This is a genomic window from Buchananella sp. 14KM1171, assembly GCF_041380365.1.
Taxonomy (GTDB): domain Bacteria; phylum Actinomycetota; class Actinomycetes; order Actinomycetales; family Actinomycetaceae; genus Buchananella; species Buchananella felis.
On sequence record NZ_CP159981.1, the window covers coordinates 857,743 to 870,709 of the forward strand.

Below are 12,967 nucleotides of genomic sequence, written 5' to 3' on the forward strand. Positions count from 1 at the left end.
TCTGCTCGCTCACTTCACGTCCTTCCCGCTGCGCTTGGCAACGCGGATGCGAACCTCGCGGGTGCGGCCATCGCGCTCAACCTGCTCGATGCGGTAGCCAACCCGGGTGCCCTTCTTGGTCTTCGGGTCAACGAGCATCACGTTGGAGATGTGGATCGGGGCCTCGATGGTCTCGATTCCACCCTGGGTCGCGCCCTGGCGGGAGCGACCAGCCTTGACGTGCTTGGTGGCGCGGGCAACGCCCTCGACCACCACGCGGTCCTCCTTGGGGCGGACCTCGAGCACGCGGCCCTGCTGGCCCTTGTCGCGGCCAGCGATGACCACTACCAGGTCACCCTTCTTGATCTTCGCCATGGGTTCAGATCACCTCCGGGGCCAGGGAGACGATGCGCATGAACTTCTTGTCACGCAGCTCGCGGCCGACGGGGCCGAAGATGCGCGTGCCGCGAGGCTCACCGTCGTTCTTCAGAATGACGGCCGCGTTCTCGTCGAAACGGATGTAGGAACCGTCGGGACGACGGCGCTCCTTGGTGGTACGGACGACGACGGCCTTGACCACGTCGCCCTTCTTGACGTTGCCGCCAGGGATTGCGTCCTTGACGGTGGCGACGATCGTGTCGCCGATACCGGCATAGCGCCGGCCAGAGCCGCCGAGCACGCGGATGCACAGCAGCTGCTTTGCACCCGTGTTGTCGGCGACCTTGAGCCGCGACTCCTGCTGGATCATGAGTATTTACTCCTGTCGTCGAGCCGGTTCTCGGTTTCCCGAGCCTTGCCGAACAAATACTGGACTGAGGAAGCTTACTTGGCCTTCTCGATGATCTCCACCACGCGCCAGTGCTTGGTCGCGCTGAGCGGGCGGGTCTCCATGATGCGGACGAGGTCGCCCACGCCGCACTCGTTGAGCTCGTCGTGTGCCTTCACCTTGGAGGTGCGGCGCATGACCTTGCCGTAGAGGGAGTGCTTCACGCGGTCCTCCAGGGCAACCACAACGGTCTTGTTCATCTTGTCGCTCACCACGTAACCGCGGCGAACCTTACGCTCGCCCCGCACCGGGGCGGTGGACTCGGTGTTCTCAGACATTTCGCTCACTTCTCGCTCGGGGCGGTACGGATGCCGAGCTCACGCTCGTGCACGATGGTGTAGATGCGGGCGATGTCGCGGCGTACAGCCTTGAGACGGCCGTGGTCCTCGAGCTGACCGGTAGCAGCGGTGAAGCGCAGGTTGAACAGCTCAGCCTTTGCCTTCTCCAGCTCCTTCGCCAGACGCTCGTTGTCCATGGTGTCGAGGTCCTTGGGGGACAGACCCTTGGAACCGATCATCAGCGGTCACCACCCTCACGAACTACAAAACGAGTCTTCATCGGGAGCTTGTGCTGCGCGCGGCGCATGGCCTCGCGAGCCAGCGGCTCGGGAACTCCACCCAGCTCGAACATGATGCGGCCGGGCTTGACGTTGGCGATCCACCACTCAACGGAACCCTTACCGGAACCCATACGGGTTTCGGCCGGCTTCTTGGTGAGCGGGCGATCCGGGAAAATCGTGATCCAGACCTTACCGCCACGCTTGATGTGGCGGGTCATCGCGATACGCGCGGCCTCGATCTGACGGTTGGTGATGTAGGCGGGCTCGAGGGCCTGGATGCCGTAGTCACCGAAGTTGACCTGCGTGCCACCGGAGGCCGCACCGGTGCGGTGCGGACGGTGCTGGCGGCGGAACTTAGTCCGTCGGGGGATGAGCATGGCTCAGGCCTCCGTTCCTGCGTCGGCCACCGGCGCGGCGGCCGGAGCGTCGTTCGTCGTTACCTCGTCACGACGCGGACCACGTCCGCCGTCGCGACGCGGGCCACCGCGGCGCTCACCGCGGCCACGACCGCGCGGAGCGGCCTCGGCCTGGGCCCGGGCAAATTCCTTCTCGTTGAGGTCGCCCTTGTAGATCCACACCTTCACGCCGATGCGACCGAATGTGGTGCGAGCCTCGTAGAAGCCGAAGTCGATGTTCGCGCGCAGGGTGTGCAGCGGCACGCGACCCTCGCGGTAGAACTCGGAACGGCTCATCTCAGCGCCGCCCAGACGGCCGGAGCACTGAACACGGATTCCCTTGGCACCGGCGCGCATGGCGGACTGCATGCCCTTGCGCATGGCGCGGCGGAAGGAAACGCGGGAGGCCAGCTGCTCGGCGATGCCCTGAGCAACGAGCTGAGCCTCGATCTCGGGGTTCTTGACCTCGAGGATGTTCAGCTGCACCTGCTTGCCCGTGAGCTTCTCCAGCGTGCCGCGCAGGCGGTCCGCCTCGGCGCCACGGCGACCGATCACGATGCCCGGGCGGGCGGTGTGCAGGTCGACGCGGACGCGGTCACGGGTGCGCTCGATGTCGACCTTGGCGACACCGGCGCGGTCCAGGCCCTCCTCCAGGAGGCGGCGGATGGCGACGTCCTCCTTGACGAAGTCAGCGTAGCGCTGACCCGGCTTGGTGGAGTCGGCGAACCACCGGGAGCGGTGGAACGTGGTGATACCCAGGCGGAAACCGGTGGGGTTTACCTTCTGACCCATTACTTGGTCTCCTTCCCCTCGTTGTTGCCGACCACCACGGTGATGTGGCTGGTCCGCTTCAGGATGCGGCCCGCGCGACCCTGGGCGCGCGGACGGATCCGCTTGAGGGTCGGGCCCTCGTCGACGAAAGCGGCGACGATGCGCAGCTTGTCGTACTCAAACTTCTCGCCATCGCGCTCGGCCTTGACCTGAGCGTTGGCGGCTGCGGACTCGACCACCTTGCGGACGACCTCGGCCGCCTGCTGCGGTGCGAAACGCAGAATGTCAATTGCCTCTGCAACGCGCTTGCCCCGGACGACGTCCACGATGCGGCGCGCCTTCATCGGCGTGGTGCGGACGAACCGCGCCTGCGCCTTGGCTTCCATGTGCTGCCCCATTCTTTCAGCTAGCGGCGCGCCTTAGCGGCGACGCCCCTTGCGGTCGTCCTTCTCGTGCCCGCGGAAAGTGCGGGTCGGCGCAAACTCGCCGAGCTTGTGGCCCACCATCGACTCGGTGACGAAGACGGGCACGTGCTTGCGTCCGTCGTGCACAGCGAAGGTGTGGCCGAGGAAGTCGGGCGTAATGACCGACCGGCGCGACCATGTCTTGATGACGTTCTTGGTACCCGCCTCGTTCTGAGCGTCCACCTTCTTGTACAGGTGGTCGTCGACGAAGGGACCCTTCTTCAGGCTGCGTGGCATCTGTTATCCCCCTCAGCGGTTCTTGCCGGTCTTGCGACGACGCACGATCAGCTTGTCGGACGGCTTGTTCGGACGGCGGGTACGACCCTCGGGCTTACCCCACGGGCTCACGGGGTGACGACCACCGGAGGTGCGGCCCTCACCACCACCGTGCGGGTGGTCCACCGGGTTCATGACCACACCACGCACGGTCGGGCGGATGCCCTTCCAGCGCATACGGCCGGCCTTACCCCAGTTGATGTTGGACTGCTCGGCGTTGCCGACCTCACCGATGGTGGCGCGGCAGCGAGCGTCAACGTTGCGGATTTCGCCGGACGGCATACGCAGCTGGGCGTACGGGCCGTCCTTGGCCACCAGCTGCACGGAGGCGCCGGCGGAACGGGCGATCTTGGCCCCGCCACCCGGACGCAGCTCCACAGCGTGGATCACGGTACCGAGCGGGATGTTGCGCAGCGGCATGTTGTTGCCGGGCTTGATGTCGGCACCCGGGCCCTGCTCGATGCGGTCACCCTGCTGCAGCTTGGCGGGGGCGATGATGTAGCGCTTCTCGCCGTCCGCGTAGTGCAGGAGGGCGATGCGGGCGGTGCGGTTGGGGTCGTACTCGATGTGAGCGACCTTGGCCGGCACGCCGTCCTTGTCGTGACGACGGAAGTCGATCACGCGGTAGGCGCGCTTGTGACCGCCACCCTTGTGGCGAGTGGTGATACGACCAGACGCGTTGCGACCACCGGTCTTGGAGAGCGGGCGAACCAGCGACTTCTCCGGCTCCGAGCGGGTGATCTCAACGAAGTCGGCCACGGACGCGCCACGGCGGCCGGGCGTCGTCGGCTTGTACTTACGGATTCCCATAACGATCCTCTATCTCGTTAGCGGCCGCGCTCAGAGCGCGACTTCGCCAAAGATGTCGATGGTGCCCTCACGAAGCGTGACGATCGCTCGCTTGGTGTCCTTACGGCGGCCAGCCCCGAAACGGGTCCGGCTGGTCTTGCCCTGGCGGTTGGCCGTGTTCACGGACTCCACCTTGACGTCGAAAATCTTCTCGATCGCGATCTTGATCTCGGTCTTGTTCGAGCGCGGGTCCACCAGGAAGGTGTACTTGCCCTCGTCCATCAGCGCGTAGCTCTTCTCCGAGACGACCGGGCCGAGGATGATGTCGCGCGGGTTCTTCGCGGACTCGATGCTCACTTGGCACCCTCCTCGTCGGTACCGAGGAACGCAGCGAGCGCCTCGGTGGTGAAGACGACGTCCTCGTTAACCAGCACGTCGTAGGTGTTCAGCTGGTCGGCCCACAGCAGGTGAACCTCGGCCAGGTTGCGCAGCGACAGCGCGGAAGCGAAGTCGGAGCGGTCCAGCACCACCAGAGCGCGACGCTCGGTGATGTTGTGCAGAGCAGCCTTGGCGACCTTGGTGGAGGGGGTGTCGGTGACACCGAAGTTCTCCACCACGTGAACGCGGCCGTTGCGAGCGCGGTCAGACAGGGCGCCACGCAGGGCGGCGGCCTTCATCTTCTTGGGGGTGCGCTGGCTGTAGTCGCGCGGCTGCGGGCCGTGCACCACGCCACCACCGGTGAAGTGGGGGGCGCGGATGGAGCCCTGGCGAGCGTTACCGGTGCCCTTCTGCTTGTAGGGCTTGCGGCCACCGCCGGAGACCGCGGCGCGGTTCTTCACGGCGTGGGTGCCCTGGCGAGCAGCGGCGCGCTGGGCCACCACGACCTGGTGGATCAGCGGGATGTTCGGCTCGACGTCGAAGATGGCGGCGGGCAGCTCGGCGGTGCCGGCCTTCTTGCCCTCAGCGTTGAGGATGTCCACGGTCTGGGTGGTCATTTCATGCCCCCTTCACAGCGGTACGGACCATGACCACGCCGTTCTTCGGGCCGGGGATGGCACCGGTCACCAGCAGCACGCCGCGCTCGGCGTCCACCGCGTGGATGGTCAGGTTCTGGACGGTACGACGGGCGTTGCCCATGCGGCCGGCCATGCGCAGGCCCTTGAACACGCGGCCCGGGGTGGCGCAGGCGCCGATGGAGCCCGGCTTGCGGTGGTTGCGGTGCGCACCGTGGGAGGCGGAAACACCGGCGAAGCCGTGACGCTTCATAACACCGGCGGTGCCCTTGCCCTTGCTGGTGCCGGTCACGTCGACCTTGGCGCCGGTCTCGAAGACCTCGACGGTCAGCTCCTGGCCCACGGCGTACTCGTTGGCGTCCGCGGTGCGGATCTCAGCGAGGTGGCGGCGGGGGGCGACGTCGGCCTTGGCGAAGTGGCCGGTCAGCGGCTTGTTCACCTTGCGGGGGTTGATGTCACCGAAGGCAACCTGGACGGCGGCGTAGCCGTCGGTCTCGACGTTGCGGACCTGGGTGACAACGTTGGGGCTGACCTGGACGACGGTGACGGGAACCAGACGGCCGTCAGCGTCCCACACCTGGGTCATGCCGAGCTTCTTGCCGAAAACGGCCTTGCGCTTAATGGAGTCGCGATAAGTAGCAGTCATATCGGAGTCCTCAGAGCTTGATCTCGATGTTGACCTCAGCCGGCAGGTCGAGACGCATGAGCGAGTCGACGGCCTTCGGCGTCGGTTCGATGATGTCGATCAGCCGCTTGTGAGTCCTCTGCTCGAAGTGCTCACGGCTGTCCTTGTACTTGTGCGGCGACCGAATAACAACGAACACGTTCTTCTCGGTCGGCAGCGGCACCGGGCCCACGACTCGCGCGCCCGCGCGGGTTACCGTCTCGACGATCTTGCGCGCCGAGCTGTCGATGACCTCGTGGTCGTACGACTTGAGCCGGATGCGGATCTTCTGTTCCGCCATGGCGTCGATCTACCTCTCTACTTACCAGCCGGCCCCCGCATCCGCGCGTGTCGCAACTGAGAAGCTGCGTCCGCCGGTTGCTTCACCTGGTGGCGGGGCCGAAATCCTGTGTCCTCGGGGAAACCCGAGGCCCGGACGTCTATATGAAACCTGAAGCTAAATCAGGCAACCGGACAATTTTGTCACACGAGGGGCTTGGGAATCCAGCCCTTTCGCGCAACTCGGGTAGTGAGGTGAGCTACAGCGATGCGCAGCCCGGCGCCTCACGCCCCTTTCCGGCCCGGCAACTCTAGCAAGGCCTGCCCGGCACCGCGCAAGCCGAGTGTGGCCGCCCGGCCGGTGAGCCGCCTCACGTGGTTTTGGCGAATTTGCGCGGTTTTCACCCGCGCCCCCTCTGCGACACGCCCGAGTGCGGGGGCCGGGTGGGGCGGTCGGATTGGAGCGGGAGGCGCACAATGGCGCGAATTTGCCGGTTCGTGGCGACACGCCCGAGTGCGGGGGTCTGTGGTGGCCGACGTCGCCCTCCCGCCGCGCGGCTCTGGCGGCAACGTCACATTGGTGGCCGCTTGCCAACCGGAGCGGGGCCGCTGCCCGGGCGGGCGTTGATCGGGGCGGCGGGAGGGACGTCGGGCAACGGGAACCCCCGGCGCGGCCTCACCAGGGAGGGCCACGCCGGGGGCGAAAGCGGGTGTCAGCGGCAGCCGTCCGGCCGCCTAGAGCGCCCGCGTCTAGCTGGAGGGCGTCAGAGCACGCCCACGATGTCGGTGACGAACACCAGGGTGGCACCGCCGGCGATGCCGGCCTGCGGCACGCCGCGCTCGCCGTAACCCAGCTCGGCCGGGATGGACAGCAGCACGCGGGAGCCCACGCGCTGACCCACCAGGCCGTCGTCCCAGCCGCGAATGACCTGGCCCACGCCGATCATGAAGGAAAGGGGCTGGCCACGGTCGAAGGAGTTGTCGAAGACCTTGCCGGCCCAGGTCTGGCCCAGGTAGTGGCAGACGATCGTGTCGCCGGCCTCGACCACGGCGCCCGCGCCCTCCTTCAGGACCTCGACCTGCAGGCCCTCCGGGGCCGGACCGGCGGGGAAGGACAGGGCGGGCTTGGTGCCGTACTCGCCGGCAACGGTGATGTTGGTGCTCATTGTGCTCCTAGGTCGTGGGGCGCCAGATCCACTGCCCGGCGCGATAGGTCGATTATGGGCCATTCCAGCCCCCGCTGCGCGCGACGCCGCACGCCGGGGCTGGCCCGGAACGAAGCACCGGGGAGGGCCGCGAGCGGCCCTCCCCGGTAGCCGGGACTACGCGAAGACTCAGTTATCCCGCAAGATCGCCAGGATGCGCAGGAACTCCACGTAGAGCCAGATCAGGGTCACCAGCAGGCCGAAGGCGGCGCTCCACGCGTACTTGCGCGGAGCCCCGGTCGCCACGCCCTTGCCGATGGCCTCGAAGTCCATGATGAGCGAGAACACCGCCAGCAGCACCGCCGCCGCACCGACCAGGATGCCCAGCGGGATGCCCATGACCTCGATGCCGCGCACGCCCCACGGGCTCTGGATCGCGCCGGTGAAGACCAGCAGCATGTTGACCAGGGAGAAAGCGGCGTACGAAATCAGCGCGATGAGCATGAAGCGCTGGAACTTCGGGGTGACGCGCACCTTGCCCGAGCGGTAGAGCAGCAGCGTCGCGGAGAACGTGATCACCGTGGCCAGCACCGCCTGCATCACCACGCCCGGGTAGGTCGCCTCGAAGAAGGCGGACAGACCACCCAGGAACAGGCCCTCAGCCGCAGCGTAAGACAGGATCAGCGCCGGGGAGGGCTCGCGCTTGAACGCGTTCACCAGACCCAGGGCGATGCCCGCGAACAAGCCGACGATCATCAGGGTGTAGCCGATCCCGGTGCCCAGCAGGGACCAGGAAATCGCCGCACCCACCACCACGACGCCCAGGGCCATGCCCGTGCGCATCGTGACGTCCTCGTAGGTCATCGCGGCCTGCGCGCCGTACGCCGGCGCCCCCAGGTAGGGCTGGGCCGCGTAGGGCTGAGCCGCCTGCTGCGCGGCGTAGGCCGCGTGCGCGTCCATCGCCGGCTGCGCGTACCCCGGCACGCCCTGCTGGGCGCCGTAGCCCGGCTGCCCCTGGTAGCCACCCTGCACCGGCGCGCCGTAGCTGGGCTGAGCAGGGAAGCCGCCCTGCTGCTGGTAGCCCGCCGGGGCCTGATACTGCGCCCACTGGCCCTGATTCGTCGCCTGCGCGGCCACGGGCTGGCTGGGCGCCTTGTCGCCAAAGATCCTGCTGTTAGACAGCACCGGGTTAGTCATTACCCCTCCTGTGTTCTAGATCTGCCCCAACGGTAACAAGGCGGCGGGGCGCTAGCACAGTAGGCAGCACCCAACTCATACCAGCGGACGAGTCCCACCCCGGAACAGCGCACGAGCCCGCCGCTCCAACTTCAACCACACGGTCGAAGGGGAGCCAGATGCCCTCGCCGTAACCTGGATGCAGCCGAAAGGAGCCACAATGATTCAGGCAGAGGGCCTTACCAAGCGTTACGGCAGCAAGCTCGCCGTAGACAACGTCAGTTTCACCATTCCAGCCGGGTGCGTCACCGGCTTCCTGGGCCCCAACGGCGCGGGCAAGTCCACCACCATGCGCATGATCATGGGACTGGACTCCCCCACCGCCGGCACCGTTACCGTCAACGGCAAGCCTTTCCAGCAGCACAAGAACCCCGCCCAGCAGGTGGGCGCGCTGCTGGACGCCAAGGGCATCCACCCCGGCCGCAGCGCCCGCTCGCACCTGCGTGCGCTGGCCGCCTCCAACAACATCCCCGCCCGCCGGGTCGACGAGGTCCTGGCCATCACCGGCCTGACCGAGGTCGCCAAGAAGCGCGCCGGCGGCTTCTCCCTGGGCATGGGGCAGCGCCTGGGCATCGCCGCAGCGCTGCTGGGTGACCCGCAGGTGCTGATCTTCGACGAGCCGGTTAACGGCCTTGACCCCGAGGGCGTGCGCTGGGTGCGTGAGATGTGCCGCTCGCTGGCGGCCGAGGGACGCACCGTCTTCGTCTCCTCCCACCTCATGAGCGAGATGGCCCAGACCGCAGACCACCTGCTGGTGATCGGCAAGGGACGCATCCTCACCCAGGGCCCGGTGGACGACGTGATCGCCGCCGTGACCAGCACCTCCGTGCAGGTGCGCTCCCCGCGCCTGGGCGAGCTGGGCCAGCTCCTGGCCAACAGCGGGGCCACCGTCTCCAACAGCGGCGACGGCACCCTGCGCATCACCGGAGTGGACGCCGCCGCCGTGGGCGAGCTTGCCGCCCAGCACGGTCTTGCCCTGCACGAGCTGACCACCCTGAAGGCCTCCCTGGAGGACGCCTACCTGACATTGACCGCGGACCAGGTCGAGTACCGCACTGTGAAGATGGGAGAGACCCGATGAGCACCCCCACCCCCGCCGCAAGCCCCGCGATGCACCCCGGCGCCCCGGTCATGCCCGCCAACGGCGCCCCGGTCATGCCCGCCCCGGCGCAGCGCGTGCGCGCAGTCGGCACCTCCAACGTGAGCCTGTTCAGCGTGCTGCGCTCCGAGCGCATCAAGCTGTGGTCCCTGCGCTCCACCTACTGGGTGGCGGCCATCTGCATCGTCCTAACCATTGGTTTGGGCTCGCTGATGGGCTTCGGCATCACGCAGCTGGATGCTGACATGTCTGCCTCGCCGGCGATGCTCAGCGCCATCTTCTCGCTGCCGGCCTACTTCGTCGCGATGATCACCGCCGCCCTGGGCGTGCTGGCGGTCACCACGGAGTACTCCACCGGCCAGATCCGTTCCACCCTGGCGGCCGTGCCCAGCCGCTGGCCGGTGTCCACCGCCAAGGTGCTGGTGGTCAGCGTCTCCGCCGCGCTGATCTCCCTGGTGGGCAACCTGCTCACGCTGCCGTTCCTCCACCTGTTCCTCTCTAGCCGTGACATCGAGGTCTTCACCACCGGCACGCTCAAGACCGTGCTGCTGACCGCCCTGTTCCACCTGCTGATGGCGATGATGGGCGCCGGCCTGGGCTTCCTGCTGCGTCACACTGCGGGCGCCATCACCGTTGTCGCGGTGGAGCTGTTCGTGCTCATCATCGCCCTGCAGATCGCCGGCATCTTCCTGGCTCGCATCTGGGAGCCGCTGGGCAAGCTGGACAAGTACCTGCCCGCCAACGCCGGCATGTCGATGATCGCCGGCGAAAGCGTGGGCAAGAACCTGCTGATCCTGCTGGTCTGGGTGCTGGTGCCCCTGATCACCGGCGCGATCCTGTTCAAGCGCCGCGACGCCTGAGCCAGGCAAAGGGGCCCTACCGCCCAACCCGGGCGAACGGGGCCCGCCGCCTGCCCCAAGCGGAACCCGGGCGCGTAACCTGCGCGCTTGGATAGGCAAGCTGGCCCGGCCGGGTGCGAAAGCGCCCGGCCGGGCCGCATGATTAGGGCTGTGAGAGTGAAGATTCCGCGCTGGTTGACCGCCCCCGACCCGGCCTCGGCAGCTTGGCCCAGCCAGGCCTACACCTGGTTCTCGCGCCTGACGGCCAACGCGGCCCTGACCGACGCCGTCACGACGCTGGGCTTCGCCCTGTTGGCTGCGGTGGTGTGGTCGTTCTCCTCCGCCCCGTTCGTGGGCGGGGAGGGCACCGCACACAGCCACCCGGCCGCAGATCTGGCCCTGATCCTGACCTACGTGCTGGCCGTGGCGATCCGCCGCACGCTGCCGCTGGTGGCGCTGGCGGCCACCACCATCCCGCCCGTGGTGGTGGACCTGGTTTCCCGCCTCACGCAGCAGGAGCTGCCCCGCCCGTGGGTCTCCTCCGCGCTGGGCCCCGATTCCTTCCTGATCAGCTTGTGCGCGGTGGCGCTCGCCCTGTTCACGGTGGCCACCCTCTACCGCTTGGCGGTGACCTGGACGGCCACGGCCTTCGCGATCGGCCTGTACGCCATCGACACCTACCTGCGCGAGTACACCCCCAAGGCCACCGTGTTCGTGGTGCTGCTGTACGCCATGTCGCTAATCATCGTCACCCTGCTGGGCGTATCCGTGCGCCTGCAGCGACTACGCATGCTGCAGTTGGAGCACCTGGCCGCCCGCCTGGCCCTGGAGCGCGACCAGCGCGAACAGCTGGCCGTCTCCGCGGAGCGCACCCGCATCGCCCGCGAGATGCACGACGTCCTGGCCCACTCCCTGGCGATCATCGTGACGATGGCCGACGGCGCCGCCGCCAACCTGGAACGCAATCCGAAGATGGCGGCCACCGCGATCGAGCAGCTCTCCTCCACCGGCCGCGCCGCCCTGGCCGACACCCGCCGCCTGGTCGGCGTGCTGCGCACCGAGCCCGCCACCGTCCCCTCCCCCGTGCTGGCCGACGTTGCCGCGCCCGCCACCCCCTGCACTTCCCGCCCCGCGCTAACGCCCACCACCCAACCTGCCCCTATCGCGGGCGGCGGGACTGGCGCCGCTCCCGGCGCGGGCGGTGCCCCCACCGTGGCAGCTGGCGGCGCCACCCGGGGCGCCCCCACCACCCCAGTTGCCACCCAGTTGGCCCAATCGGAGGCACTGGCCACGCTGCCCGCCTCCCTGCCCGGGCCGGCTGCCGCGAAGCGTCGTCCGGGCATAGGCGGCCTCTTTGCCCGCCTCGGGGAGAAACTGGCCGGCGAGACGTCGTCCAAGCAGCGCCTCGAAGCAAACCAGGCGATCCTGGAGCGGGCCAACCAGCAGGAGCATGCCGTCATCCTGGGCCAACAACCGGACACCGACGTCCCGCTGGGGCCGGCACCCGCCGAGAACGACCTCGCCGAGCTGGTCTCCCAGTTCCGGGGCACCGGCCTGCCCGTGCGCTTCGAACGCAGCGGCGGCCCCCTGCCCGAGGACAAGGGCCTCCAGCTTGCCCTCTACCGAATCACCCAGGAGGCCCTGACCAACATCCTGCGCTACGCCCCCACCAGCCCGGACATCCTGGTGCGCCTGGCCCGCACCACCGGCACCGTGGAACTCACCGTCCGCAACGCGACCGGCACCGGAACCACCCCAATGCGCGGGTCCGGCAAGGGCCTAGTGGGGATGCAGGAGCGCGCAGCCGTCTATCGTGGACGTGTGCAGGCTGGACCGGTCGAGGGCGGCTGGCAAGTAAACGCGATAATGCACTGGAACGAAGCCGAGAGCGAGGTTACCCCGTGGATGATGCCGCGATGACTGAGAACATCACCGTGCTATTGGTGGACGACCAGTCACTCATGCGCATGGGCTTTCGCATGGTCCTGGACGCCGAGGACGGCATCGAGGTGATCGGCGAAGCCGCAGACGGCGCCACCGCCATCTCCATGGTCCGCTCGCTGCGCCCCGACGTGGTGCTGATGGACGTGCGCATGCCCGGCATGAACGGCATCGACGCCACCGCCCAGATCGCCGCCGAGTTCCCCACCACCAAGGTGCTCATCCTGACCACCTTCGACCTGGACGAGTACGCGTTCGCCGGCCTGCGCGCCGGCGCCTCCGGCTTCCTGCTGAAGGACACCCGCCCGGCAGAACTCGCCGAGGCCATCCGCACCGTCGCCAGCGGCGAGGCCGTGGTCTCCCCGCGCGTCACCCGCCGAATGCTGGAGATGTTCGCCGGCCAGCTGCCCAGCCACGCCGAGCAGGGCGCGGACGGCGGCCCCACCGTGGACCCGGGCATCGAGTCCCTCACCACCCGCGAGCGCGAGGTGCTGGAACTGATCGCCCAGGGCATGAGCAACGCCGAGATCGCCGAGCACCTGGTGCTCTCCTCCACCACCATCAAGACCCACGTGGGCAACGTCCTGGCCAAACTGGAGGTGCGCGACCGCGTGCAGGCCGTGGTGCGCGCCTACGAGGCCGGGTTGATGCGCCGCTAGCGCGTCCACCGCCACAGGGGCGCGGCGGCTTTC

19 protein-coding genes are annotated in these 12,967 nt (G+C 68.1%); 4 read left to right on the forward strand and 15 right to left on the reverse strand.

Features of this window, described 5'->3' with window-relative positions; translation table 11 throughout:
• Positions 1-9: 9 nt before the first annotated feature.
• The 15 genes from rplX to ABYF38_RS03500 all read right to left on the reverse strand — a co-directional run bounded on the left by rplX (position 10) and on the right by ABYF38_RS03500 (position 8,357).
• Positions 10-354, reverse strand: a complete 345-nt coding sequence (gene rplX, locus ABYF38_RS03430) for a 50S ribosomal protein L24 (RefSeq protein WP_371152745.1) — start codon at positions 352-354, stop codon at positions 10-12.
• Between the two features lie 4 nt (positions 355-358).
• Positions 359-727 carry a 50S ribosomal protein L14 gene (rplN, locus tag ABYF38_RS03435; protein WP_371152746.1) on the reverse strand — a complete coding sequence of 123 codons (369 nt, stop codon included), beginning with the start codon at positions 725-727 and terminating at the stop codon, positions 359-361.
• A 74-nt stretch (positions 728-801) separates the two neighbouring features.
• Positions 802-1,083, reverse strand: a complete 282-nt coding sequence (gene rpsQ / locus ABYF38_RS03440; RefSeq protein WP_371152747.1) for a 30S ribosomal protein S17 — start codon at positions 1,081-1,083, stop codon at positions 802-804.
• A 5-nt stretch (positions 1,084-1,088) separates the two neighbouring features.
• On the reverse strand, positions 1,089-1,322 hold the full coding sequence (rpmC, locus tag ABYF38_RS03445) for a 50S ribosomal protein L29 (RefSeq protein WP_371152748.1): 234 nt from the start codon (positions 1,320-1,322) through the stop codon (positions 1,089-1,091).
• On the reverse strand, positions 1,322-1,741 hold the full coding sequence (rplP, locus tag ABYF38_RS03450) for a 50S ribosomal protein L16 (protein ID WP_371152749.1): 420 nt from the start codon (positions 1,739-1,741) through the stop codon (positions 1,322-1,324). Before rplP ends, rpmC begins: the two co-directional genes overlap by 1 nt.
• A gap of 3 nt (positions 1,742-1,744) precedes the next feature.
• The gene (gene rpsC, locus ABYF38_RS03455; RefSeq protein ID WP_371152750.1) at positions 1,745-2,551 is read right to left on the reverse strand and encodes a 30S ribosomal protein S3; all 807 of its coding nucleotides are present in this window, start codon (positions 2,549-2,551) and stop codon (positions 1,745-1,747) included.
• A complete protein-coding gene (gene rplV / locus ABYF38_RS03460; RefSeq protein WP_371152751.1) occupies positions 2,551-2,916 on the reverse strand; it encodes a 50S ribosomal protein L22 in 366 nt (121 codons plus the stop codon). The genes rpsC and rplV overlap by 1 nt, the downstream gene beginning before the upstream one ends.
• A 33-nt stretch (positions 2,917-2,949) precedes the next feature.
• Positions 2,950-3,231 carry a 30S ribosomal protein S19 gene (gene rpsS, locus ABYF38_RS03465; RefSeq protein WP_371152752.1) on the reverse strand — a complete coding sequence of 94 codons (282 nt, stop codon included), beginning with the start codon at positions 3,229-3,231 and terminating at the stop codon, positions 2,950-2,952.
• A 12-nt stretch (positions 3,232-3,243) separates the two neighbouring features.
• Positions 3,244-4,080, reverse strand: a complete 837-nt coding sequence (rplB, locus tag ABYF38_RS03470; protein ID WP_371152753.1) for a 50S ribosomal protein L2 — start codon at positions 4,078-4,080, stop codon at positions 3,244-3,246.
• A 30-nt stretch (positions 4,081-4,110) separates the two neighbouring features.
• The gene (rplW, locus tag ABYF38_RS03475; protein WP_371152754.1) at positions 4,111-4,416 is read right to left on the reverse strand and encodes a 50S ribosomal protein L23; all 306 of its coding nucleotides are present in this window, start codon (positions 4,414-4,416) and stop codon (positions 4,111-4,113) included.
• Complete coding sequence (gene rplD / locus ABYF38_RS03480; RefSeq protein ID WP_371152755.1) at positions 4,413-5,054, reverse strand: 50S ribosomal protein L4; 642 nt, start codon at positions 5,052-5,054, stop codon at positions 4,413-4,415. The genes rplW and rplD overlap by 4 nt, the downstream gene beginning before the upstream one ends.
• A 1-nt stretch (position 5,055) precedes the next feature.
• Positions 5,056-5,718, reverse strand: coding sequence for a 50S ribosomal protein L3 (gene rplC / locus ABYF38_RS03485; protein ID WP_371152756.1), 663 nt, complete (start codon positions 5,716-5,718; stop codon positions 5,056-5,058).
• A 10-nt stretch (positions 5,719-5,728) separates the two neighbouring features.
• A complete protein-coding gene (rpsJ, locus tag ABYF38_RS03490; protein ID WP_371152758.1) occupies positions 5,729-6,037 on the reverse strand; it encodes a 30S ribosomal protein S10 in 309 nt (102 codons plus the stop codon).
• Positions 6,038-6,779: 742 nt separating this feature from the next.
• The gene (locus ABYF38_RS03495; RefSeq protein WP_371152759.1) at positions 6,780-7,181 is read right to left on the reverse strand and encodes an FKBP-type peptidyl-prolyl cis-trans isomerase; all 402 of its coding nucleotides are present in this window, start codon (positions 7,179-7,181) and stop codon (positions 6,780-6,782) included.
• A 168-nt stretch (positions 7,182-7,349) separates the two neighbouring features.
• Positions 7,350-8,357 carry a Bax inhibitor-1/YccA family membrane protein gene (locus tag ABYF38_RS03500; protein WP_371152760.1) on the reverse strand — a complete coding sequence of 336 codons (1,008 nt, stop codon included), beginning with the start codon at positions 8,355-8,357 and terminating at the stop codon, positions 7,350-7,352.
• 199 nt (positions 8,358-8,556) lie between these two features.
• On the opposite strand from ABYF38_RS03500, the gene ABYF38_RS03505 reads away from it, so the two are divergent.
• From ABYF38_RS03505 to ABYF38_RS03520, 4 genes are all read left to right on the forward strand, one after another.
• Positions 8,557-9,477, forward strand: a complete 921-nt coding sequence (locus ABYF38_RS03505; RefSeq protein ID WP_371152761.1) for an ABC transporter ATP-binding protein — start codon at positions 8,557-8,559, stop codon at positions 9,475-9,477.
• The gene (locus ABYF38_RS03510) at positions 9,474-10,355 is read left to right on the forward strand and encodes an ABC transporter permease subunit (RefSeq protein WP_371152762.1); all 882 of its coding nucleotides are present in this window, start codon (positions 9,474-9,476) and stop codon (positions 10,353-10,355) included. The genes ABYF38_RS03505 and ABYF38_RS03510 overlap by 4 nt, the downstream gene beginning before the upstream one ends.
• Positions 10,356-10,505: 150 nt before the next feature.
• On the forward strand, positions 10,506-12,254 hold the full coding sequence (locus ABYF38_RS03515) for a sensor histidine kinase (RefSeq protein ID WP_371152763.1): 1,749 nt from the start codon (positions 10,506-10,508) through the stop codon (positions 12,252-12,254).
• Complete coding sequence (locus tag ABYF38_RS03520; RefSeq protein WP_371152764.1) at positions 12,251-12,934, forward strand: response regulator; 684 nt, start codon at positions 12,251-12,253, stop codon at positions 12,932-12,934. The genes ABYF38_RS03515 and ABYF38_RS03520 overlap by 4 nt, the downstream gene beginning before the upstream one ends.
• Positions 12,935-12,967 lie beyond the last annotated feature (33 nt).